This is a genomic window from Belliella pelovolcani (assembly GCF_900156785.1).
GTDB classification, from domain to species: Bacteria; Bacteroidota; Bacteroidia; order Cytophagales; family Cyclobacteriaceae; genus Belliella; species Belliella pelovolcani.
Genome location: NZ_FTOP01000008.1, coordinates 1 through 23,407, shown reverse-complemented (window position 1 = coordinate 23,407; position 23,407 = coordinate 1). Strand labels below are relative to the sequence as shown.

Here is a 23,407-nt window from a genome sequence, read left to right as displayed (position 1 = left end):
GACGAAGATGAAAACATTAAATAAAATATTATTAGCAGTAGCAGTGGTTTTTACTGCATCTTCATGTCAGGACTTTTTGGATGTAAATGAAAATCCAAATAATCCTGAATCAGTTACTCCAGATTTGCTTTTACCAACTGGATTGACTGGTACCGCTTTCGCTAACAACAACGAGCTCAATAGATTCGGTTCTACAGTGATTTCTGTGACAGCAGGAGCAGGTGGTTCTCCAGCAGCCTATGATATCTATGATATCGATGGTGATGATTTTGGAAATCAGTGGAGGTTTGAGTTGTATGGCGGGGCATTGATTTCATTTCAAGAAATGATCAAATCTGCGGATGCAATTGGAGCAAGTGCGTACTCAGGTATAGGGAAAATCATGAAAGCATATGCTTTTGCATTGGCTACAGATACTTGGGGTGATATTCCTTATTCTCAAGCTTTGCAAGGATTAGAAAATACCCAGCCAGAGCTTGATAGCCAAGAAGATATCTATAAAGGTACAGATCAAATACAGAGTCTTTTTGATTTAGTGAGAGAAGGCATTGCAGATCTTGATGCTGAATCTACAGCTGTTCCAAGTCAAGATGATGTGGCATATGGAGGCGATTTGCTCAGATGGAAAAAAGCTGGATACACTTTGATGTTGAAAATGGCAAATACCATTTCAGTGAGAGAACCAGCCTTGGCAACGACTATCATCAATGAAGTTTTGCAAAATGACTACATTTCAAGTAACGACGAAGACCTGAACATCAATTTTGGTACTTCTCAAGGGAGTTATGCACCAGTTCACGAATGGACCAATATATCCACATTTGCAGCAGACTTGATTATTAGTACGCGATTCGTGAATTTGCTTCAAAGCAAAAATGACCCAAGGTTACCGATTTTTGTTACAGCGCCTACAGGAGAGTTTGTTACTATAGATAATGGATTTGCAGGTCAGAGACCACTTCCGCAGACTTCCTGGTCTAGATTCAATACCTATGTGACAGGTAATGGAGCGGGGCCAGTCAGATTACTCACTAATTTTCAGAGAGCATTTATCATGGCAGAAGCAGTAGTGAGATTGGGAATCGCAGGAGATGCCAATGCATTTTATCAAGAAGGAATTAGAGCCTCTATGTCTTTGGCAGGATTGACTGCGACACAAATCGACCAATATTTTGCTGATAATTCGGATGAAGTAAATCTAACCGGTAATGTTGAGTCAGATTTGGAAAAAATTCTCACTCAAAAATATATCGCATGGACAGGTAATGGTATTGAGCAATGGACAGACTGGAGAAGAACGGGTTATCCTACGCTTGCACCACATCAAAACGCAGGAGGTATAGATCCGAATCAGCGTCCTTTGAGAGCACAGTATGTATCTCAAGAGGTGGCAAGAAATCCTAATTTCCCTAATAATATTTTCTCTAACGTACCTGTTTGGTGGAATGAATAAGCTAAAGATTATGAAAAAGATAAAAAGTTATATTGTGTTGATGGTGTTCGCATGGTTTGCAACATCTTGTGAGCAAGATTTCGGTGAGCTGAATAGTGACAATGTTGCTGAGGTTCCATTAACTTTCCCAAATGCGACTACTTTCGGATTTGATCCATATATAGAAGTGTCAATTTCGGGAAGTGGGGAGATTAGATATGAAATGCAAATTCCAGAAGCCTCTGGACGAACAATTGCGGAAATCACGAAGGCTATAGGTGGTGCATCCGATATCAATGTGGGGCAGTTGAATTCAAATGAAAGTTATTTGGATGCTCCGATACAAGTTGGAGCTACGACCGCTGTTTTTACAACATCGATAAATGAATTTGAAGAAAAAGTAAGGACGAATAGTGATGGTGAAGTTACTTCTGTTGTTCCAGGTGATGAATTAGCCTTCTTGTTTTTAGTGACCCTTGACAATGGTCAGGAGATTGTGTCTATGCGAGTGAGGACAAGGGTTATAGAGTAATCTATTAAGCAAATTGAAAATTAAAAAAGGGCAACAAAAATTTTGTTGCCCTTTTTTATTTTAAGAATACCTTCCTAATCCCGATAAACACTATCAAGAACACATTATACCCAATAAAAAATGGGATGATATATTCTACAAGTCCTGTAGATAATAGTACCGAAATCAGAAGTAGCTGGAAGCCAAGCCCATAAATTGAAATCATCGACATAAACCATTTTGGAAATACTGGCGCATCGTTAGCATTTTTGTCAAGCTTGAAAATCAGTTTGTCAAATACCCCGTAAAGCATACTGTAAGTGTCAAAGAGGAAATCAACCGTGCTTTGACTTTCTGTAGGGAAAGCCTTTGGGCGCTCGTTTTCAATGATTTTACTAGTACGTTCTCCTCCATCAGTGTTGTGTCTTAGGATGACGTAATAATAATTGTATAAGGTTCCTTGCACTTGGATGCTAATAAAAGCTAATAGCATAAGCCAAAAGGAGGACGTGGTGACATGCCAAACTGCCCCAAGAAAAAGAAAGTTGAGAAAAATGTCGAATATAGAGTCTAAATAGCGACCAGTGTATGATGGGCGATTTTTTGTTCTCGCCAATTCTCCATCTGCTGCATCTAATATTGACTTGATGATTAAGAATATTCCCGCGGCATAATAATAACCACTCAATATGCAATAAACTGCTATCAAACCACTGATTCCAAATAGGTAGGTTACTTGAACTGGCGTGATACGGGTATGCTGTATTTGATTGACAAAAGCTCTAGCGAATGGTCTTCCGTAGTCGGAGACATCTACAAACTTTTCTTCAGAAGATAATTTTGACATGTTGGAGTTCGGCTTTCGACTTAAAAACCCTTGCTAAATTTTAAGTCTGCCTTTGAATAAATAATAATTAGCTAATTCCTAACCTGATATTTTTCTTTAATGTTCAATGTGAGGTTGAGAAATCTTTTAGGCTATGCAGAAATAAAAAGTAAAAATATTTTGACTTATAAATTTAATCGCCTATGTTAGTGTCATAATATACTATGACAGTAAAACAATTCGAAATGATTTCAATTAAAGAACTCAATTTTTCTTATCCCAAAAAGCCGAGTCTTTGTGAAGGCTTGAATTTGCAATTGGAAGAGGGTAAGGTGATAGGCCTCCTAGGCATGAATGGTGCTGGGAAGTCTACCTTAATGCGATTAATGGCTGGCTTGCTCAAGCCTGTTTCTGGTGAAGTGAATTTTGGAATCTATCCTACATTCGATAGAGCAGTTCCATTTTTGAACCAGATGATCTTTGTGCCAGAAAAAGTTTCTGTCCCAGAATTCCTAAGCGTAAAAGAGTATGTTGGTGTTTATAAAGATTTTTATGAAGGGTTTGATTTAGATAAACTCGAAAATCTACTAGTGGAGTTTAAGATTGTCGGTGATCAGAGGATATCAAATCTTTCATTTGGTCAGCAGAAAAAGCTCCAGATCGCTATTGGTCTAAGTACAGGAGCCAAGTTGATGCTGTTTGACGAGCCCACAAATGGCTTGGATATTCCATCCAAAAGTACATTTAGGAAAGTACTTTCGGGGAGTTTGCAAGAAGATCAGACGATGGTGATCTCTACCCATCAAGTGAAGGATATTGAAAATCTGGTGGATCAGGTGATAGTCTTGGATGAAGGTATGATTAAGCTGCATGCAGATCTGGCGGAACTAGAAAATGAATTCGTTTTCTCCCAAGCAGCCAAAGCGCCAGAGGGAGCGATTTATGTAGAATCTCACTTACTCGGTGCACAATATATCGCTAGACAATTTGAAAGTGTCGGAGATCTAGGTGGAAGTCCAGATTTGGAATTGTTATTCAATGCAGTGATTGCAGGAAAACTTACAGGAGAATTTTTATCCACTCAAAATCAAGTAACATCATGAATAGTTTATCCATTTCCAGAATTTTGAAGTTGATTAAGTTTGAGTTTTTGATGCATAGGAGGTATTATCTGATGATTTTGATTGGAGCTTTTGTGTTAGTTACTTCCTATTTGACTTATAGCTTATCCTACTTTAAGATAGATATGGTCCAGTATGGGATGAAGAATAATTTTTATAACAGAGCGTACTTTTTTTATGTAATAGCAATTTTACTTTTTGTTGTAGGGCAAAGTTTTATTGATCTCAGATCCAAGGCTTCTGCTGAGCGATATCTCCTTTTACCAGCTTTACCGTCGGAGAAGCTATTCTCTCAGTTTATAGTGAAATTTACATTGGCTTTTTTGGTTATGCCTATAATTTTTGCTTTAAGTGCCATCCTTGCCAGATGGATAGCATTGGAGTTTTTGATACCATTTACAGGGGGGATAACTAATATTGATATTATAGATTTTGATGTTTTAATACCAATTAAGCAAAGTGCAGACTGGCTATATTATATCTTTATTTTGAGTTTAATATTATTTATCCCTTCAGCGCTATTTGCTGGGAGTCAATATTATGGAAAGTGGAATATTGTGATGCTTCCTCTTTTTATGATTGTATTCAGCGTGGTGACGGCTTTGTCTCCATTTATAATATCTAATTTATTTAATGATGGATATAAGAATATTGGTTATTTTCTTGATAGCAAATGGGATATCAAAGTTTTTGGAAATGAAGCACCACTAATGATTTATGTCTTGCTAGTTTTATTTTACATGGGTGCTGTGCTAAGTTATATTATTTCATATCACAAGCTAAAAGAAAGGGAGGTCTGATATGGAATTTAGCGATGGTAAAACCATATTTATCCAAATAAGAGACCGGCTGGTCGATCAGATTCTCACAGGGAAATTACTTCCAGGAGACAAGATCCCTTCTGTCAGAGAGCTGGCAGTAGACTTGGAAGTGAATCGGAATACGGTTATGCGGAGCTATGCCTTGATGGAAAATGAAGGGATAGTGGATAACAAACGGGGAATAGGCTTTTTTGTCTCGGATCATGCGAGAGAGCGTTTGATTCAGGATGAGAAAAAATTCTTTCTTCTAGAAGAACTCCCCAAGCTGGTGCATCAAGCAAAAGTCTTGAAAATGGTTCCTGCTGATTTTAAAAAGCTATTTGATCAACTTAATGAAAATCAAAATGAAAACAAGTAATAAGTTATTATTCTCTTTTTTGGGATTTGCGTGGGTGTCCGTGGTTGGGGCTATGTTTGCATCTGTTCATTATTCGGGAAAAGAAGATTTACTGTCAAGAGAGACTTTTCTGTTAGAGGAAGATTTAGTTGATTCAATGCCTATTGAAGGTGAATTTTCGGTAGTGTCAATTCAAAATTCAGGGATTTTGATGCTTAATAGGGAGGGTATGAGCAGAATTGAGTATAAACAATTCTCCTATAAAGGAAGGGATGAAAATACTTCTGACGGTAATAGCCCATATTTTATTGAGGTTAAAGAAGATACTTTGTTTGTAAGAGAGGCTAAAATGAAAGAAAACGGATCGTTCACACTTTATATTGGGCAGAATATTAAAACTCTGATTTTAAATGATGTCACTGAGTTTGGGACCCAAAATGCGCTTAATTATGATAGCTTAAAAGTAATAGCCTCCAATTCTTCTTTTAAGCTTAGAAGGGAACATGGTATATCGTTTTTAGATTTGCGAGGAGATGCTGGAGCTCATTTGTCTGTAGAAAGTATTCCCAATTTAGAGATTCATTTGAATCAGAGTAAAGCTGATGTGTCACAATTCTTAGGAAGAGTTTCCGGTAATATTATCGAATCTAAATTGACACTCCCAAGAAAAGCAAATGAAATCAACCTCAAAAAAGATGATAGTTCAGATCTTATGTTTTTCAGTAACTGATTTGTAAGTCTATCTTTTATCAAGAAAGTGTATTTTAAAATCAAGGACCCCTTAAGTCCTTGATTTTATTTTTTCAACTCCTTTCTCTAACCGAAGAATTACATGTTTATTTTCGATCGTAATCGAAAAATTACATGTTTATTTTCGATTATAATCGAAGAATTACATATTTTTGCATGTAATTAGATTGGAAATGATCAAGAGAATCGTAGAAGGAGAGCTTAAGAACCGACTCAATCAAGGGAAGGTATTGTTGGTGATGGGGCCTAGGCAGGTAGGTAAGACTACTTTATTGAGGCAGCTGGTAGAGCGTGAGAAGCTGGATGTATTGTGGCTCAATTGTGACAACCCTGATGATAGGGCTGATTTAGAGGATGTGACGATTACTAGACTAAAGTCACTCATCGGATCACATGCACTGGTGGTAATCGATGAAGCTCAGCGGGTCAAAAACATTGGTTTGACCTTGAAGTTGATCGCAGATGGCATGCCCGATGTGCAAGTGATTGCGTCTGGCTCATCTGCTTTGGAGTTGGCAAATGAAATCAAAGAGCCACTCACAGGAAGGAAGCGAGAATTGAGTCTTTATCCGATTTCTACAGGAGAAATGATAGCTCATAGCTCTCAGAGGGAGGAGAGAAGGATGCTTGATACGAGGCTGATTTATGGTTTTTACCCTGAAGTTGTCAATAAACCAAGTGAAGCAGAGGAGATTCTTGAAGAACTAACGAGTAGCTATCTCTTCAAGGATATTCTCACTTTAGACCAAGTGAGGAAGCCTGTCATTTTGCAGAAATTATTGCTCGCATTGGCTTTACAAGTAGGTTCTGAAGTGACCTTCAATGAGCTGGGAAATACGATAGGAATAGATAAGGAAACTGCTGAAAAATACATAGATCTTTTGGAGAAAAGCTATGTGATCTTTAAGATGAATTCTTTCAGTCGCAATATGCGAAGGGAAATCAAGAAGGGGAAGAAAATCTATTTTTGGGATAATGGCGTTCGAAATGCTATTATCAACAATTTTAATGCGCTGTCTTTGCGGAATGATGTAGGAGCACTTTGGGAGAATTTCATCATCAGTGAGCGAATGAAGTTTTTACATTACAACAGGATAAAGGTTAATAGTTATTTCTGGAGGACGACAACAGGAATGGAATTGGATTGGCTAGAGGAAAGGGGAGGAGTAATCCACGCTTTTGAAGCCAAATGGAATCCCAAAAGGAAATCTTCACTTCCTTCTGGGTTTGAAGAGGCTTATCCTAATACTGTTTATGAGAAAGTGTCTCCTGATAATTACATGGATTTTTTGACAGTAAAGAAATAGGCCTAGATCTCTACGCCACTGAAGGGATTGAATCTACGTCTGCCGACTTGCATACCGATAGCGCGGCAGACGGTTTTATCTCCGTATTTGACATTGAGTCTGTCGAGGGCTTGATAGAGCCGGATTTGTTCTTCGGAATCTTCGAAGAGGTTGATCTGATAGTTGCCATGTACCAAGCTGCTGAATCGCACTCCGATCAGACGGATGAGCATGCGCCGGTTGTAAAGCTTTTTGAAAAGTGCCTTCACTACGGAGATCAAAGTATGATCTGTGGAGGTGTAAGGGATCCGCTGCTGTGTAGTATGTGTTTCAAAGTCCGAATAACGAATCTTCACACTCACGCAGGCAGTGAGCTGTTGGTGCTGTCGGAGCTTGGATGCAAGCTGCTCAGTCATGGCGATTAGGTGTGCTTCGAGCATTTTGACATCGATGGTGTCTTGTTCGAAGGTGTTTTCAGAAGAGATGGACTTGGCTTCAGAATAGGGAGTGACTAGGGAGTGGTCTATGCCATTTGCTTTTTCCCAGATGACCCTGCCATTTTTGCCAAAAGTAGCTTCTAGGAGTTCAGCGGGCATGTTCTGTAAAGTTTGTACCTTCTTGACCCCCATATTGTAGAGTGTATGGGAGGTTTTCTCTCCGATCATGGGAATTTTACGTACAGAGAGGGGAGCCAAAAAAGGCTTCTCTTCCCCTTTTTGGATTTGTTTTTCGTTATCTGGCTTGGCTTCTCCTGTGGCGACTTTTGATACGGTTTTGTTCTGGGAGAGTCCCATAGAGATGGGTAGCCCGGTCTCTTTTGAGATTTTTTTGCGTAGTTCTTGAGCCATCTTGAAGCAGCCAAAGAACCGATCCATACCTGTGTAGTCGATGTAAAATTCATCGATGGAGGATTTTTCAAAAAGAGGGGCATCTTCTTGAATGATAGCGGTGACTTCATGGGATTTTTGACTGTATTTTTCGAAATCTCCCCGAACCAAAATTGCTTCAGGGCAAAGTTGCCTGGCGGTACGCATGGGCATGGCAGCGTGTACGCCAAATTTTCTTGCTTCATAGCTACAGGATGCTACTACCCCTCGGTCTCCTGATCCGCCGATGAGGATAGGCTTGTTCTTGAGTCTATCATCGTAGAGTCGCTCTACCGAGACAAAGAAGGAATCTAGGTCCATGTGTAGGATATGTCGGCTTTGAGAGGACATAAATTTTTTGTTTATTATTTTAACATTTTATTGTTTATAATTTAGGCTATATTGATTAGATTTGAAATACGAATCCATAAAAAATGTCAGGACTTCAGTATTTAATCTGACAAGTAGTGATACAGTGGGCTTGATTTATTTATAAAAATCTGATAATCTGATATGTATATTCATTCTAATATCAAATTCCTCCGTAAGCAAAAGGGGCTGACGCAAGAGACGATGGCACAAAGTGTAGGGATCAGTAGATCCAAGCTAGCGGGCTATGAGCTGAATATCAATCCGCCATTAGAAGCTATTTTGATGATTTCTGATTATTTCGGTGTATCAGTAGATTTGTTGTTGCGCAGAGACCTGGCATCACTGTCGGAGTATAAGCTCAGACAGACATTGGAGACGGACCAATACCTTAAGGGGCGTAATCTCAGGATATTGACTACTACTGTGGATGTACAGGGTAGAGAGTTGATTGAGGTGGTGTCACAGCGAGCAAAGGCTTCCTATTTGGCGGGATTTTCAGATCCAGACTTTATAGAAGAGTTGCCGAGGTTTTCTTTGCCCTTTTTGCCTTCCGATAAGAAACATAGGGTTTTTCAGATTGATGGGGACTCCATGTTGCCTTTGCCAGATGGTGCTTGGATTGTCTGTGAGTATGTGGATGACTGGACTAGCATCAAGGATGGGGAGAAGTACGTCATGGTCACTGAGCAGGATGGTGTGACATTCAAGATCACTTACAATCAGGTCAAGGAAAAAGAGCGACTTTTGCTTTGTTCTAGCAATCCTCTATACAAACCTTTTTATGTTGCTATCTCCGATTTGAGAGAAGTGTGGAGGTTTAGATTGGTGATTTATTAAAAAAATCTTCTTTAGCGAAAATATTACCGTTATTCTAAGACAATTATCCCTAACTTTCGTTACTAACCTATTGGCGTGCGCGTACACAGTGATCATTGAGCGTGGAGTGTTTTAACTTAAAACAAAGAAGAGATGAGAGAGATTGCAGTAATGGAGACGCCCTTGGGCAATGTAAGAGCAGAGACTTTTGATGGATATTTGATTTCATTGAAGTTTACTGAAGAGCCAGTCACCGATACTTTTTTGGATGGTGTACTGATGGATATTAGAATTCAATTGGGGCTTTATTTTCAGGGGAAACAAAAAACCTTTGATGTACCTGTAGCGCTTGGAGGGACTGATTTTCAGAGGCAGGTCTGGTTAGAGGTCAATAAGGTGCCCTTTGGTCAGACGAAAACCTATGAGCAAATTGCAATTGGTCTTGGAAAGCCTAATGCGGTCAGGGCAGTAGGTACTGCGATTGGAGCCAATCCCATTTTGATTATGCTTCCTTGCCACCGTATAGTAGGCAAACATGGTCAACTTACTGGGTATGCTGGAGGAATTTGGAGGAAATCTGAGCTTCTCGAATTGGAAAACAAGGATAAAGTGGGCAGACAGTCTGTTTTAGGATTTTCAAAATAGCTCTTTAGCAATGTCACACAAGCTCTTGCTTTTTATGTAGCATTGGACTTTTCTGAAATGATACCTGCATACAATAAATGTTTTCGTTGTGAATAAAGATGGGATTTAATTTATGAAGGACATGATCAAAATTAGGCAAGGTACCATTGATGAAGTGGTGGCTTTGAGTCAACAGGTAAGCGAATTTTACCAACCTTACTCTGAAAAGACCTATCAAGAAAGGTTGAAATCGATTCCATTTTTAATTTTGATAGCGGAAGTTGATGGTGACCCTGTAGGGTTCAAAGTAGGGTATCAAAGAGATTCTCCTCAAGTGTTTTATTCTTGGATGGGTGGAGTGGTCGCATCACATAGGAGAAAAGGAGTGGCAACAAAGTTGGCAGACGCTCAGGAGCAATGGGCTAAGAACCATGGATTCCTTAAAGTTTACTTTAAAACTAGAAATAAACTAACCAAAATGATCCATTTTGGACTGAATAGGGGTTTTATGATTGTGGATTTGATTAAAAAAGGTAGGGTTGAGGAATATAGGGTTGTGATGGAGAAAGTACTTTGAGCCAGTATCTAAGTTCATTTTTCTTATCGTCAAATTAATCCTACCTTTGCAATCCGAAAATCGGAATTAAGTAAAAATTAGCGGTTCGATCACCCGCTTTATCAAAAATTATCATGGAGAAAAGAGACGCAGTAGCAGCAGGATTGATGCTTCCTGTCATGGAAGCTTTTTATACGATACAAGGAGAAGGTACTTTTTCTGGTCATCCTGCTTATTTCATTAGATTGGGAGGATGCGACGTAGGTTGTGTATGGTGTGATGTAAAGGATTCTTGGGACGCTGCCAAATGGCCAGTGTTGTCTATCGATGAGATTGTGGCAGGTGCTAAGCAGTATTTAGGTAGAAAAGTGGTCATCACTGGTGGAGAACCTCTGATGTATGATCTTGGTCCATTAACTACTTTGTTGAAGTCGGAAGGGTTCTCTACCCACATCGAAACCTCAGGAGCACATCCATTTTCAGGTGACTTTGATTGGGTATGTTTTTCCCCAAAGAAATTCAAAGCACCACATCCAAGTATCTATGAGCATGCAAATGAGCTAAAAGTGGTCATCTATCATCAATCAGATTTTGATTTTGCTGAAAAACATGCTGCTTTGGTTCAAAATGACTGTCAATTGCTACTTCAGCCAGAATGGAGCAAGGCTGCTACTTTCACTTCAAAGATTATAGATTACGTAAAATTTCACCCAAATTGGAAAATATCCCTACAAACCCATAAATTTATGGATATCCCTTAGATCTATGAAGCAGGCCCTTTTATCTATTTTGCTGGTTTTGACATTTTTGACAGTCAGTGGTCAGACCTATACCATAATAGATAACAGAGCGATTAGACTTCATGAAGAAGGAGATGAATTGATTCAAAAGCGACAATATGATGATGCCATTGCCAAATTTAAGGCCTCAATCAATAGGGAAGCTAATTTTTTGGAATCCTATCTCAAATGGGGAAGAATACTCTTAACTCAGGGTTTCCCAGATCAAGCAATTGAGGTAGCTGATAGGGGTTTGAAGCGGAATGTGAAAGCCCCCAATCATTTACTAGGGGAGTTTGCTTGGTTGAAGGTCCATTGTTTTTTGAAGTTAGGAGATTTTAATCAAGCGATTGCTGCTTTCGACCAAAGTGAGCATTTGCTCAACACTGCTTTCCAATCTCAGAGGCCATTTAGGGAAATGAAGGATCAGATCAGTTTTATACGAACTCACTTAGACAATCCGTTTGTGATCGAAAAAGAAAAGCTAGCAGATCCTTTGAATCAATTTGTCTTGCAGTACTTCCCAGTACTCACAGCCGATAGTAAGAAGTTACTCTTTACCAAAAGAGATGGATTAGCTAACAATGAACATGAAGATATCTTTGTGGCTTATTATGATGAGGAAGAAGGGTTGTGGTCTAATCCAAGAAGTATTGCTAATAGTATCAATACGGCATACAATGAAGGCACCTGTACCATCTCCGCTGATGGGAAAATTCTGATTTTTACTTCTTGCCAAATGCCGGACTCTTTTGGAGATTGTGATTTGTATATTTCCTATAAGGTCAATGAAGTATGGCAAAAACCTGTAAACATGGGGAAGCATGTCAATTCTAGAGTTTGGGACTCTCAGCCTTCTCTTTCTGCAGATGGAAGTATTTTGTTTTTCTCTTCCAACAGAAGAGGAGGTTTTGGAGGGAAGGATATTTGGTATACTTTGAGAATGCCAGATGGGTCTTGGTCTGAAGCCAAGAATCTAGGTGCTGATATCAATACTGCCAAGGATGAAGTATCTCCTTTTATCTATTTCAATAATGAGATTCTATTCTTTGCTTCCGAAGGGCATCTCGGCTTTGGTGGCTTGGACTTATTCATGTCTCGTGTGGAGAAAGGGGTGTTTTCTACTCCAGAGAATCTAGGTTACCCAATCAATGATCATCAGGATCAGTTGGCTTTATTCATTACAGCACAGCGAGATTATGCTTATTATACCGAGACCGTATTTCATGAAGGGAAGCAAGAGCGCTCCTTCATTTATAGGTTCAAATTCCCGGAAGAGATTTACCTTGGGGAAAAACTGATGGTCACAGAAGGGCGCGTATTTAATAAAAGTACAGGTGAGCCTGTGGAGGCAAAGTTGTCACTCGTTGATTTGGTTTCAGATAGCACGATGTATGAATTTAGGTCTGATGGGCGGACGGGAGATTTTACCATGCTCTATCCCGATCGACCAGCTTCGGGACTTTATGTGGAGAAGAAGGGCTTTCTGCCGAAAATTTACAATGTAGATCGTGACAGTTTAGCCAATCAGAAAAATTTAGATGTGGAATTGACCCCAGTAGCCTCAGGGGAAGAATTCATTTTCGAGAATATCTTTTTTGATTTTGATAAGGCAGATCTGAAGCCTGAGTCAACTACTTCATTGAAGCGGTTGATTTCATTTTTACAGGATAATCCGAATGTTGAGATTATGATAGTTGGTCATACGGATAATGTGGGTAGCGAACCCTATAATCAAGAGCTCAGTTTGAGAAGAGCTGCCAGTGTCAAGAAATATCTAGTTGAAAATGAAATTTCTGATGAAAGGTTACAGATTTCGGGGAAAGGTTCTCAGGTTCCATTAGTGTCTAATGACACAGCGATCAATCGAGCTTTAAACAGAAGAATCACGGTGAGTATATTGTGATTTTTAGGAAATAATATGGTGTTATTGAATTTCGTAGTGTCATAATGTTGTCTATTTATAAATTAAACTATTTTAATATTGTAGAGGAATTTTTTGCGCATAATGAATCTTTTGTTGGGGTTCAATCATATTATTTTAATTACAAGATTCGTTTTTACTTATTCAAAAATCATATATAAAAATTATAAAAAAATAGTAATAATTATATTGCACATGTTTTTGATGGTTAAAGTTTATTTTTTAAAATTTTTATGTAAATAACTAAATAAAACGCTCAGTTGTCAATTTAATTTTTAGTATAAATGTGACGTTAATAAAGGTTAAAAAAAAATTATATTTTGATTAACCTTAAATACATCGGTCTTATTTTGGTTTTATTTCTTTATTAGCCGTTACTAGTAGAATTATATTCTTTAATTGATTAAAAAACCTATTTCAATATTTGTATTTTCATCAGAGATCACTTTTAAATTTTTTGATAATAGTTGGATTATACCGAGTTAATGAATAAAATTGAGCTATCGTTAAACCAAAAAAAACAAATATGAGGAAAGTTTTACTTCTAGGACTCGCGCTTCTTTTTGTAGGTGCTTCGGCATTTGCTCAAAGTCGCGTAGTAACTGGGACGGTGATATCAGCAGATGATAGATTACCAGTCCCAGGTGCTTCAGTAACAGTTAAAGGCTCAACCATCGGTGTTGCAACCGATTTAGATGGTAGATATTCGTTATCTGTTCCTGAAGGAAATAATGTATTGGTCTTTAGTTTTATTGGACTGAGATCACAGGAACAGGCTATTGGTAATCGTTCTGTTATTAATGTCACCTTAGAATCAGATATAACAAGTCTTAATGAAGTTGTTATTACTGGTTACGGAACTACAGTAAAGAGGGAATTGACTGGAGCAATAGCTTCTGTTAAAGGAGAGGCGTTTGAAAATATGCCTGTACAGTCATTTGATAGGGCGTTGCAAGGTAGAGCTGCGGGTGTTCAAGTAACAGCAACTTCAGGTGCTCCAGGAGGAGGTATCAATGTAAGAGTTAGAGGTGTAGGTTCAATAAACGCTGGTAATGAGCCTTTATATATCATTGATGGAGTTCAAGTTGCCTCGGGTGGTTTGGGATCACAAGCTTCTAACAATCTTTTGAACTCTATCAACCCAAATGATATTCAGTCAATTGAGGTTTTAAAAGATGCTGCTACTGCTGCTATCTATGGTGCCCAAGCGGCTAATGGAGTTGTTATTATTACTACAAAAAAGGGTAAAGCAGGGAAAACACAATTTAACTTAACAGTTCAAGAGGGAACTGTTAATAGAATTAGAAAAATTCCTGTAATGTCCGCTGAACAGTTAGCCACTATAAAAATTGAAGCTTTCGAGAATAGATTTAATCGTATTGGTCCAAGTGCTACAAATGGGACTTCTCTTGAAGACGCTAGACAAAGGGCTATTAACGTATATGGTGACCCAGCTACTGTTCAAAATACTGATTGGCAGGATGCTGTTTATAGAACTGGAAGAAGTAGAACAGTAGATTTTAGTGCAAATGGAGGGGATGATAAAACTAAATTTTTTCTTAGTACTTCCTACAATTTAAATGAAGGTCAAATTATTAAATCTGATTTTGAAAGAGGAACTGTAAGGCTTAATTTAGATCATAGAGCCAATGAAAGGTTATCTTTTGATGTCAATATGAGTTTAGCTACTACAACTCAAAATGGTGCAATTGCTGACGGAGCATTTATTAACTCCCCCTTCTTTGCTGCTCTATTTACACTTCCAAATCAACCGATTTTCAGAGAAGATGGAGAATACAATGCTCCATTGCCTGGAACTTTTGGTTACAATTTAGTTCAGTCAGTTGAGTTTGAAACAAGGAGACTTGTTAGAAATCAGACAGTTTCTAGTATGGCTGCTAATTATAAAATAAGCGATAAATTAAGATGGAGATCTTTCATCGGGATTGATTATGCATTTGCTAGAGATGATAACTATAGAGATGCAAGGGTTCCTCAATTTGCCCCGACAGGTGGTTCAGCTTTTGTTGCGGGTAGAACACTACTAAACTGGAATACTAACCATACAATTTCTTACACTGATGTTTTCAACGATGTGCATAGACTAAGTGTTCTTGGTGGGACAGAGTTTAGGGTTGAGGAAAATGAGGAATTTAGTGCTTCTGGTCAAGGTTTTCCTAATGGTCTTTTCAGGAGTTTACAAAATGCAGCAACTCCTACTGCTGTGAATGGATTTTACACTACATGGAGACTGGGCTCGTTTTTTATGAATGCTAAGTATGATTATAATGATAAATTCTTAGCTTCTGCTACTGCGAGATATGATGGGTCATCTAGGTTTGGTGCAAACAATAGATGGGGTTTGTTTTATTCAGCAGCGGGAGCATATAGGATTTCTTCCGAAGATTTTCTTAAGGATGTAACTTGGTTGGAAGACTTGAAAATCAGGGCAAGTTATGGTGTAACAGGTAACTCAAATATTGGAAATTTTGCATCAAGGGCTCTTTTTGGTAGTGGTGGAGATTATGTTAATTTGCCAGGTATCAGACCTTCACAATTAGGCAATGACGACTTAACTTGGGAGAGAGCTGAAACTTGGAATTTCGGTCTAGACTTTGCCTTATTTGGTAATAGAGTATATGGTTCTGCTGAAGTTTATGATAGAAAAAACAAAGATCTTCTGTTAAATGCTGCCTTACCGAATGATTCTGGGTTCGGCTCTATTACAACTAATATTGGTAAAGTTCAAAACCAAGGTATCGAACTGGAATTGAATACTGTGAATATTGATAGAGGTAACTTCAAATGGTCTACCGCTTTTAATATTTCATTTCAAAGAAATGAAATATTAGAGCTTGATGGAAGAGAAAATATTGGTAATACATTAAGAGTTGGATTCCCAGTTTCTATTTATTGGCAAGCAGAATATGCTGGTGTAAACCCGGCTGATGGTCGTGCTATGTATAGAGACACTTTAAACAATATTACTTACAATCCACAAGGAAGAGACCTAAAATATGTTGGTTCACCATTGCCTAGAGGTTTTGGAGGTCTTACTAACACCTTTTCTTACAAAGGTCTTTCTTTGGAAGTTTTCTTCCAAGGCCAATGGGGTAATGAAAACTTGAATAATACTGCATTCTTCACAGATGCTGCTGGTGGTGCAGGTTGGAATCAAACAGTATCTCAGTTAGGTCGTTGGAGACAACCAGGTGATATTACATCTATCCCTAAAGCATATGAGGGAGTTGAGCCGGGTGTGACAGGATCAAGGGCGAATACTTTCTCCACGAGACAGATTGAAGATGCTTCTTACATTCGTTTGAAACAGGTAACTTTAGGTTATAACCTTCCTGCATCTCTTGTTTCAAGAATGAATTTGAGAGCTGTTAGGTTCTTTGTTCAGGGTATTAACCTACTTACTTTCACTGCTTACACAGGTTTTGACCCAGAGATATTGGCTACTGATATCGGTAGATATCCTCAGTCTAAACAATTAACTGGTGGTTTGACAGTTTCATTTTAAATAATAGATATTATGAAGAAAATATTTAATATAATTCTCTTAGGCTCATTAGTCCTTTTTAATGTGGGATGTGATGACGCTTTGGTTACAGAACCTAGGCAAAGTGTAAGTGCTGAAGTAGCTCTGACTGATATTACCGGAGTTAGATCTCTAATAATATCTGGGTATGATAGGCTTCAAGGTGCTGGTTATTATGGGCAACAAATGATACTTGGTGCCGAAACTCTTGCAGATAATGCCACGGTTACTAATGCTCAATCTAATAGATATTTGACATGGTCAATAAACAATTTTGGTACTCACTTCGGTATCTGGGCTAATGCTTATGCTGGAATTAATGAAATGAATTTCATTATAAATGCAGATTTAAATTCTATAACAACAACCGCTGAAGCAAATCAATTAAGAGGTGAAGCTTTGTTTTTAAGAGCACTAATGTATTTTGACTTGGCTCGTGTGTATGGATATGAACCAGGGAGAGAGGTAAATGGTTTTCAAGAATCAGTTATAATTAGAGAACAGCCAACTTCTACTTCGAGTCAAGCTGATTTTAGACCTCGTTCCTCCAATCAAGAAGTCTATGCGATTATAGAAAGAGACTTGAATGAAGCTATCCCTTTGTTAACAGGTACTAATAGATTTAGAGTGACTACTGGTGCGGCTAGAGCATTGCTTTCTAGAGTTTATCTTTATCAATCTAAATGGCAACAAGCTGAAGAAATGGCCACTAGTGCTTTAGCTAATACTGCTGCAACAATGGTTGATGCTTCTGTAAATCCAGCAGCTTATAGATTGTCTTTTGCGTCTGCACCGCATCCTGAATCTGTTTTTGAACTTGCTTATAATGCGCAAACTGAAACACTGGGATTCAATGAATCGCTTAATTCACTAACTCTAAGACAAGGAGGCCCAGTTGCAGGCTCTGGAGGTTGGGGTGATGTTATTCCTACTCAAGATTTATTGTCAATTTTCTTGCCTGAAGACTCTAGAATAGAAAATTTCATCTCTGATGTAAAACAAGGTCAAACAGCCTTATTTTCTAGAAAATATGCAGGAACAGTCGGCCCTTTTACAGATAATGTTCCATTAATTCGTTTGAGTGAGTTGTATCTAATTCGCGCTGAGGCAAGAGTTAGACAAGGTGGAGCTAAATTAGTAGAAGGTCTTGCTGACTTAAATTTTCTAAGGTCAAGACGTTTCCCCAGTACTTTTGCATTTCAAGTTGTTACTACAAATCAACAGGAAGCAATTGATGCAATATTTACTGAAAGAAGATTAGAATTGTTCTTTGAAGGGCATAGATTCTTTGATCTTAAAAGAACTGGACAAGATATTAGAAAAGGTGCTACTGGTGCTGTTCAGTTTTCAGATACAAGAGTTCTTGCGCCTTTACCACAAGCCCAAGTGGATTTGAATCCACTTCTTAATCAAAATCCTGGCTATTAACTCAATAGAATATGAAAAAATATATTGTAAAAACCGTTTTATTTGGATTTATTTCGCTTCTGTGTTTTGCTTGTTTTGAAGCTCCAGATAGGACTTTCCAAGGTCCTGAAGAGTTTCAATTTAATAATCAAACATTGGGTAGAATAGCATCTACAATTCCTGGAATTGACCAACAATCTTTGACTGCAAAGAGAGTTCGACAAGGAGTTGTCACACAAGACGAAGTAGAAATCCAATTGATTGGGAGACAAAAGTCTACTGACTTAAATGTAGCTTACACTGTTGATCCTGCTTCAACTGCTGTTCAAGGTGTTCATTACACATTGCAGTCGCCTAACTCTGTAGTATTGGGAGCTAATACATCTAGTGCATTTCTTAGATATAATGTACTTGAAGGTATTCCTGTTGGAGGAAGCCCTGTTACATTGATTCTAAACCTCGTTGGTACTGATGAAATCCCAGGTTCTGAAAATTATAAAAGATTTACTATTACAATTTGGAGATAATTTTAGAACTTTAGTATTTGAGTATCTAATGTTTAACATCTGCAGTTTCAAATAATAAAAATTTGATAACTGCACTTTAATAATAAAGGCCGATTTCTTAGATTTCGGCCTTTTTTCAGTCGAAAAACTCATTGCTCTTGGAGAAGATTGGATCAAGAGTTATAAAGGTTCTCTAGAAATTCCTTTCAATGATGAAGAACGAGTTGCTGAGTCAGTTTTGGAGACTGTAGAAAGGATTACGGTTTCGGGTACAGAACTTCTTCTTGACAGGATTTTCAATGATATAGGATTCAATGTCATTAATGATGATATTTTTAGATGGTTGGTCTATTCGAAGATATGTTTTCCAGCTAGTAAGCTCAAAACCTGTGACTATCTAAATACCTACCACGGTCTTGAATTCCATGTACAGGGTCTTTATAGATATTTTGACAAGCTTTATAACAATTATAAAGAAACATTACAGTTGATCAGCTTTGAGCATACTAGAAAGATATTGGGAGGCAGCATCAATATCGTATTTTACGATGTTACCACACTTTATTTTGAGGTGGATTTGGAAGATGACTTAAGAAAAACAGGTTTCTCTAAGGAAGGGAAGCATCAGAGCCCCCAGATAGTTTTGGGACTGTTGGTTGGGCTAGAAGGCTATCCCTTAGCATACGAGATCTTTGAGGGCAACAAGTTTGAGGGGCATACCATGATCCCCGTGATAGAGGCATTTAGAAAGAAGTATAAGCTGCCTGCCCCAATTGTTGTTGCTGACTATGGACTGCTTTCAAAAAGTAACATAGAAGAATTAAGGAGTAACGGATACGAGTTTATTCTTGGAGCAAGACCTAAAGCATCTTCAGATAAAAGTAAACAGAGGTTGTTAGGTCTCGAACTTGAAAATGGTGAGAGTAAGTTACTGGATTGGGAGGAAGGACTCAAAATGGTTGTCAGTTATTCGGACAAGCGAGCAAAAAAAGATAGGATCAACAGAAATAAAGGGCTCAGGAAGCTCGAAAAACAGCTAAAAACAGGAAAGCTCAATAAACCCATATTAATAACAGAGGCTACAACAAATACCTTAAAATGTAGGGAGAAGTCAAGGTTAGTATCAACATGGAAAAGTTTGAAAAGGATGGGAAATGGGATGGCCTGAAAGGTTATATTACAAACACTAACTTGGGTAAAGACGAGATAATTGAGAATTACAACAATCTATGGGAGATAGAAAAGGCCATCAGGATAACTAAAAACGAAATCAAGGTAAGACCAATTTTCCATTACAAGCAACGCAGGATTGAGGCACATATCAGTATAGCATTCGTAGCTTACAAAGTATACAAAGAATTGGAAAGGCAGTTATCGGAAAAAGGATCGAAACTGTCACCACAAAAAACAATAGAAATAGCAAAAGGGATTTACACTGTTGAAATGCAACTCAAGTCTTCAGGGAAAAAGCTAAGAAAGACCCTTTTTTTGAATGAAAGTCAGCAAAACTGGCAAAAATATTCTGTTTTTGATTTTAGGTGTCTCAGTGTCGAAGTCAGGAAGAATTTTTGCTTTCGAATAAAACAACCATTGTATTTACAGAACAAAATGTTGTTGATGGAGATAATTGTAGATCGCCAAGTTAAAAAATCTACCATCATAACATTCCAAATACCTGTCAGTGCATGGTATGAAATAATCGAAGATCAAACTTTTGTAGATGCTAATTTGGACAGAATTGTGCATGTTGCTCTCCGAATAGTACTCAAGGGAGAATCCCTTAGAAGTAAACGAAATATTAATCAAGTAAAACAAGAGATAATGGCAAAATCTGTGAAAGTTGGTTTGACCAATTTCGAAGTTAAATTTTTACCTCGAAATTCTCCCTGCGATTTAGAAGAAATCGTACAGAGAATTTGAAGAATCCGCGGTAGGCGAATACCCTATCTGCGTGTGGACAATTTCTAACCTTTAACACACAGATTGTAAAAATGAAAATCTTTTAAATGATTATGATTTCCTCAAGCAGATAAAGACTGCATTGGAGCTCAATTCCTTTCTTCAACAGCTTCAGAAAAGAGCTGTCGAGAAAATGCTTGAAGGCGAGTTAGATGCCCGTCTTGGTTACGAAAAGCATCAGAACACCGATAATTCCAATTCAAGTAACGGCCATTCTACCCAAGCCATAAAGGACTCCTTTGGAGAAGCTGAAATCAAAGTCGCAAGAGTCAGGGACGACAGCTTTAAACCTATTTTTGTGCCTACTAAACGCAAGAATATGGCAGAAGGCGTTGAAAACGTGATCATATCTATGTATGCCAAGGAAATGTCAAATCAAGACATCGAAGAGCAGGTCCGATAGCTTTATGATATAAATGTATCCACTTCCACCATCTTAAGGGTTACCAGTGCCGTAGCTAAGGATATTGTTGCATGGAGAAACATGCAGATTGACCTTGTTTACCTGATCGTTTGGATAGATGGTATATCCTTCTAAGTCAGAGTGAACTCCAAAGTAGTCAATAAGTCCGTTTATATTGCTGTTGGCTGCTTCGGTTAATATTGGCATCACTGAGCGTGCTTATCGCTAGAAGTTTTTCAATCCCTTGGTAGGTGAGCCGATCTTCAAGAAAAAGAAGGTTTTTACTTAGACTGTTAAGCGGCTGACATTTGGTGACATAACCAAAATTCATAAAAACAAAGTGCTTCCAGGTTGTCATTGTCTAATAATATCCGTCACTTTGATGCTCAGACACAAAGTATTTAACGATTCGACTGAGAAGAAAAGAAAGTAGCTGACAAATTACTGGTTGACCCGCAAGGTTCGTGTTTTTTTTACACACAATGTTTTTGATGTAGTACCATCAAACATAGTGTACTATAGCGGGGTGCTAAAACCTAGCTATTGTATTTTTTCAAGATGATCAAAAACACAAAGTGTTTTTTTCGGATTACAGTAAAAATTAATAACTTATACTTGAACTAATTCATAAATATATTATATTCGTGTGTTAATTGAAAAGTTTATGAAATGTCTATTCCTTGTTTCTTTTTTTATGCTTTCAATAGCTAGCTTGCAAGCACAATTATTAAATCTTAATTCAGCTGATGGAAGACCTATAATTTTAGAAAAAAACAATATTTATGATGGTTCACCTTATTTGAATGAAGATTTTAAAGATGTGATTTTAACACTTGATCCATCCAAAGAATATAAAACCTTGGGTAGAATAAACTTTCTTAGTAAAGTTTATGAATATAAATTTAATGGGGAGTTATATGAAATTGATTTTAGTGATTTAAAATCCATCTTATTCGTTGAAGAAAAGATGTTATTTAGAATTTTAATGATTGACGGGAAGAAATCAAAAGATTTATACCAAATTTTGTTTGAAAACGAAGTTCTATCTTTAATTAAAAAAGTTGATTTTGGTTTAATAGATCAGAATACAGATAGTTATTCAAATACTAATAATAAGAGAAGAATAGTGAAAAACGAATCATTTTATATTTATAGAGATGAATCTTTATTTTCTTTCAAAAAAAACAAGAGATCTTTTATATCGATACTACCCGAAGAATTGAAAGAAAGGGCAGAGAATTTTTTTAAAGAAAATAAAGTCTCTTTCAATAAAGAGGAAGATTTAGTTATGTCTTTGAAGAGTTTTTATGGTTTAAATTAAATCATTGATATTCCTTGTTTAATATTTAATGGATTTGCAAGCGACCTTAAATTTCGGCCATTTAAAAGGTGAATAAAAATTATCGCATATACTCAGGTACATTATTTACTGACCAATATTCAAGTGTTTGGAGTCTTGTGCTCCTTTGTGGTGTATTGTACGTATTTGTATGTGAATGTACGAAAATCAGCTTTAAAGTTGGTTTATCCACATTTTTTTGTGGGGAAAACAGTGTGTATTATTGGTATTCATAGGATTATGTGCTAATATTCAGGAAGCATTTTTATGGGATATTGGACCACAGGGATACGCTTATTCAAGAACTGATCAAGATGATCCACCAGCTTATTGAGGAGGTTAAGTCTTTAAAATCTATGGTATCCGATTTGGAAAATCAGCTTGCCCGTTATCGTAATCCCAAAAACAGTCGCAACAGCTCAGTTCCCACTTCAAAAGACGAGAACCGCCCCTAAAAAACCAAAGTCTCCGTCAGGATACAGGGCGCAAAACCGGCGGTCAGCCTGGACACAAAGGCCATACCCTTGAAATGACATCCTTCCCGGACATTATAGAAAACCACATCCCTTTATTCTGTACCTGCTGTAGTGGTGATCTGTCGGCGGTTCCAGCAGAAATCCTCTAAAAGACAGGTCCTGGATCTTCCTGTGATTAAAGTGGTATTTACCGAGCATAGAAGCTTTTCCAAAAACTGGTCCTTTGGAGAAAAGATCAGTGGGGCATTCCCTGACAATATCAAAGCTCCATTCAGTACAGGAGCAGTGTTGAAACCATTGTCGGTTATCTACATGCCAGACAGTATGTTTCCTACAATAGGATGAAAGAACTTCTCAGGGACTGCTTCGGTATTGATCTCAGCGAGGGGAGTATCGATAACATTATTGGTAGATTTGTCCGCAAGTCTGCACCTATATATGCAAAGATAAAGACAGCAGTCCCTAAAAGTCCTGTAATAGGAGCTGACGAGACTGAATGCAAAAAATGATGAAGTTGACCCCCAGTTGACGATTTAAATTAACCCCCAGCTGGTAATGCAAATTGACCCCCAGCTGGTGATGTAAACTGACCCCCGTCAAAAGTTATTTTTTTGGAATGGAATAGGAAGCTTTTAAGTCCTGTTAGGAGTGCAAACAATTAAGCATTCCCATGGCCAATCGCACTCTTACCATGAACAAGATCAAACAAATTTTACGAGGCCATTTTGATGGCCATGGCTCCAAGCAGCTCA

Annotated in this window: 21 protein-coding genes and 2 pseudogenes; 21 read left to right on the top strand and 2 right to left on the bottom strand. The window is 37.8% G+C overall.

Translation table 11 applies throughout. From position 1 onward, the window contains the following. Positions 1 to 7: 7 nt before the first annotated feature. Both BW935_RS10090 and BW935_RS10085 read left to right on the top strand, forming a co-directional pair. On the top strand, positions 8 to 1,453 hold the full coding sequence (locus tag BW935_RS10090; RefSeq protein WP_076501430.1) for a SusD/RagB family nutrient-binding outer membrane lipoprotein: 1,446 nt from the start codon (positions 8 to 10) through the stop codon (positions 1,451 to 1,453). 10 nt (positions 1,454 to 1,463) lie between these two features. Beyond that, positions 1,464 to 1,964, top strand: coding sequence for a hypothetical protein (locus BW935_RS10085; RefSeq protein ID WP_076501428.1), 501 nt, complete (start codon positions 1,464 to 1,466; stop codon positions 1,962 to 1,964). Positions 1,965 to 2,019: 55 nt separating this feature from the next. Here BW935_RS10085 and BW935_RS10080 read toward each other — a convergent pair whose 3' ends face one another. After that, positions 2,020 to 2,790 carry a CDP-alcohol phosphatidyltransferase family protein gene (locus BW935_RS10080; protein ID WP_076501149.1) on the bottom strand — a complete coding sequence of 257 codons (771 nt, stop codon included), beginning with the start codon at positions 2,788 to 2,790 and terminating at the stop codon, positions 2,020 to 2,022. A 224-nt stretch (positions 2,791 to 3,014) separates the two neighbouring features. Between BW935_RS10080 and BW935_RS10075 the strand changes: the two genes are divergently transcribed. The 5 genes from BW935_RS10075 to BW935_RS10055 all read left to right on the top strand — a co-directional run bounded on the left by BW935_RS10075 (position 3,015) and on the right by BW935_RS10055 (position 7,105). Continuing rightward, positions 3,015 to 3,872, top strand: coding sequence for an ABC transporter ATP-binding protein (locus tag BW935_RS10075; RefSeq protein ID WP_076501427.1), 858 nt, complete (start codon positions 3,015 to 3,017; stop codon positions 3,870 to 3,872). Further along, positions 3,869 to 4,690 carry a hypothetical protein gene (locus tag BW935_RS10070; protein ID WP_076501147.1) on the top strand — a complete coding sequence of 274 codons (822 nt, stop codon included), beginning with the start codon at positions 3,869 to 3,871 and terminating at the stop codon, positions 4,688 to 4,690. Before BW935_RS10075 ends, BW935_RS10070 begins: the two co-directional genes overlap by 4 nt. Before the next feature lies 1 nt (position 4,691). Beyond that, complete coding sequence (locus BW935_RS10065) at positions 4,692 to 5,069, top strand: GntR family transcriptional regulator (RefSeq protein ID WP_076501146.1); 378 nt, start codon at positions 4,692 to 4,694, stop codon at positions 5,067 to 5,069. Continuing rightward, positions 5,056 to 5,778 carry a hypothetical protein gene (locus tag BW935_RS10060; protein WP_139325534.1) on the top strand — a complete coding sequence of 241 codons (723 nt, stop codon included), beginning with the start codon at positions 5,056 to 5,058 and terminating at the stop codon, positions 5,776 to 5,778. Before BW935_RS10065 ends, BW935_RS10060 begins: the two co-directional genes overlap by 14 nt. A 193-nt stretch (positions 5,779 to 5,971) precedes the next feature. After that, positions 5,972 to 7,105, top strand: a complete 1,134-nt coding sequence (locus BW935_RS10055; RefSeq protein WP_076501143.1) for an ATP-binding protein — start codon at positions 5,972 to 5,974, stop codon at positions 7,103 to 7,105. A gap of 2 nt (positions 7,106 to 7,107) precedes the next feature. Here BW935_RS10055 and dinB read toward each other — a convergent pair whose 3' ends face one another. Beyond that, positions 7,108 to 8,301: a DNA polymerase IV gene (gene dinB / locus BW935_RS10050; protein ID WP_076501141.1), complete on the bottom strand. Its 1,194-nt coding sequence runs from the start codon at positions 8,299 to 8,301 to the stop codon at positions 7,108 to 7,110. A 162-nt stretch (positions 8,302 to 8,463) separates the two neighbouring features. On the opposite strand from dinB, the gene BW935_RS10045 reads away from it, so the two are divergent. The 14 genes and pseudogenes from BW935_RS10045 (at position 8,464) to BW935_RS18670 (ending at position 23,164) form a co-directional block, all read left to right on the top strand. Further along, positions 8,464 to 9,159 (top strand): XRE family transcriptional regulator, encoded by a 696-nt coding sequence (locus BW935_RS10045; RefSeq protein ID WP_076501139.1) that lies wholly within the window; start codon positions 8,464 to 8,466, stop codon positions 9,157 to 9,159. Positions 9,160 to 9,291: 132 nt separating this feature from the next. Then, the gene (locus tag BW935_RS10040; RefSeq protein ID WP_076501137.1) at positions 9,292 to 9,783 is read left to right on the top strand and encodes a methylated-DNA--[protein]-cysteine S-methyltransferase; all 492 of its coding nucleotides are present in this window, start codon (positions 9,292 to 9,294) and stop codon (positions 9,781 to 9,783) included. A gap of 121 nt (positions 9,784 to 9,904) precedes the next feature. After that, positions 9,905 to 10,339, top strand: a complete 435-nt coding sequence (locus BW935_RS10035; RefSeq protein ID WP_245802685.1) for a GNAT family N-acetyltransferase — start codon at positions 9,905 to 9,907, stop codon at positions 10,337 to 10,339. Between the two features lie 113 nt (positions 10,340 to 10,452). Next, the gene (locus BW935_RS10030; protein ID WP_076501134.1) at positions 10,453 to 11,079 is read left to right on the top strand and encodes a 7-carboxy-7-deazaguanine synthase QueE; all 627 of its coding nucleotides are present in this window, start codon (positions 10,453 to 10,455) and stop codon (positions 11,077 to 11,079) included. Between the two features lie 4 nt (positions 11,080 to 11,083). Beyond that, entirely contained in the window at positions 11,084 to 13,003 is a 1,920-nt protein-coding gene (locus tag BW935_RS10025) for an OmpA family protein (RefSeq protein WP_076501132.1), read from the top strand. Positions 13,004 to 13,547: 544 nt separating this feature from the next. Next, positions 13,548 to 16,547 (top strand): SusC/RagA family TonB-linked outer membrane protein, encoded by a 3,000-nt coding sequence (locus BW935_RS10020; protein WP_076501131.1) that lies wholly within the window; start codon positions 13,548 to 13,550, stop codon positions 16,545 to 16,547. Positions 16,548 to 16,559: 12 nt separating this feature from the next. Further along, positions 16,560 to 17,993: a RagB/SusD family nutrient uptake outer membrane protein gene (locus BW935_RS10015; protein WP_084565929.1), complete on the top strand. Its 1,434-nt coding sequence runs from the start codon at positions 16,560 to 16,562 to the stop codon at positions 17,991 to 17,993. A gap of 11 nt (positions 17,994 to 18,004) precedes the next feature. Further along, positions 18,005 to 18,499 carry a hypothetical protein gene (locus BW935_RS10010; RefSeq protein WP_076501128.1) on the top strand — a complete coding sequence of 165 codons (495 nt, stop codon included), beginning with the start codon at positions 18,005 to 18,007 and terminating at the stop codon, positions 18,497 to 18,499. Positions 18,500 to 18,617: 118 nt separating this feature from the next. Beyond that, positions 18,618 to 19,996 (top strand): annotated as a pseudogene (locus tag BW935_RS10005) (IS1634 family transposase); the annotation flags it as partial. 72 nt (positions 19,997 to 20,068) lie between these two features. Then, a complete protein-coding gene (locus BW935_RS18880; protein ID WP_449374838.1) occupies positions 20,069 to 20,398 on the top strand; it encodes an ATP-binding protein in 330 nt (109 codons plus the stop codon). A 64-nt stretch (positions 20,399 to 20,462) separates the two neighbouring features. Then, positions 20,463 to 20,972 (top strand): annotated as a pseudogene (locus BW935_RS09995) (transposase); the annotation flags it as partial. A gap of 532 nt (positions 20,973 to 21,504) precedes the next feature. Continuing rightward, positions 21,505 to 22,161 carry a hypothetical protein gene (locus tag BW935_RS09985; protein WP_139325533.1) on the top strand — a complete coding sequence of 219 codons (657 nt, stop codon included), beginning with the start codon at positions 21,505 to 21,507 and terminating at the stop codon, positions 22,159 to 22,161. Positions 22,162 to 22,826: 665 nt separating this feature from the next. After that, on the top strand, positions 22,827 to 23,000 hold the full coding sequence (locus tag BW935_RS18675) for a hypothetical protein (RefSeq protein WP_245802683.1): 174 nt from the start codon (positions 22,827 to 22,829) through the stop codon (positions 22,998 to 23,000). Then, on the top strand, positions 22,997 to 23,164 hold the full coding sequence (locus tag BW935_RS18670) for an IS66 family transposase (RefSeq protein ID WP_394333610.1): 168 nt from the start codon (positions 22,997 to 22,999) through the stop codon (positions 23,162 to 23,164). The genes BW935_RS18675 and BW935_RS18670 overlap by 4 nt, the downstream gene beginning before the upstream one ends. Positions 23,165 to 23,407 lie beyond the last annotated feature (243 nt).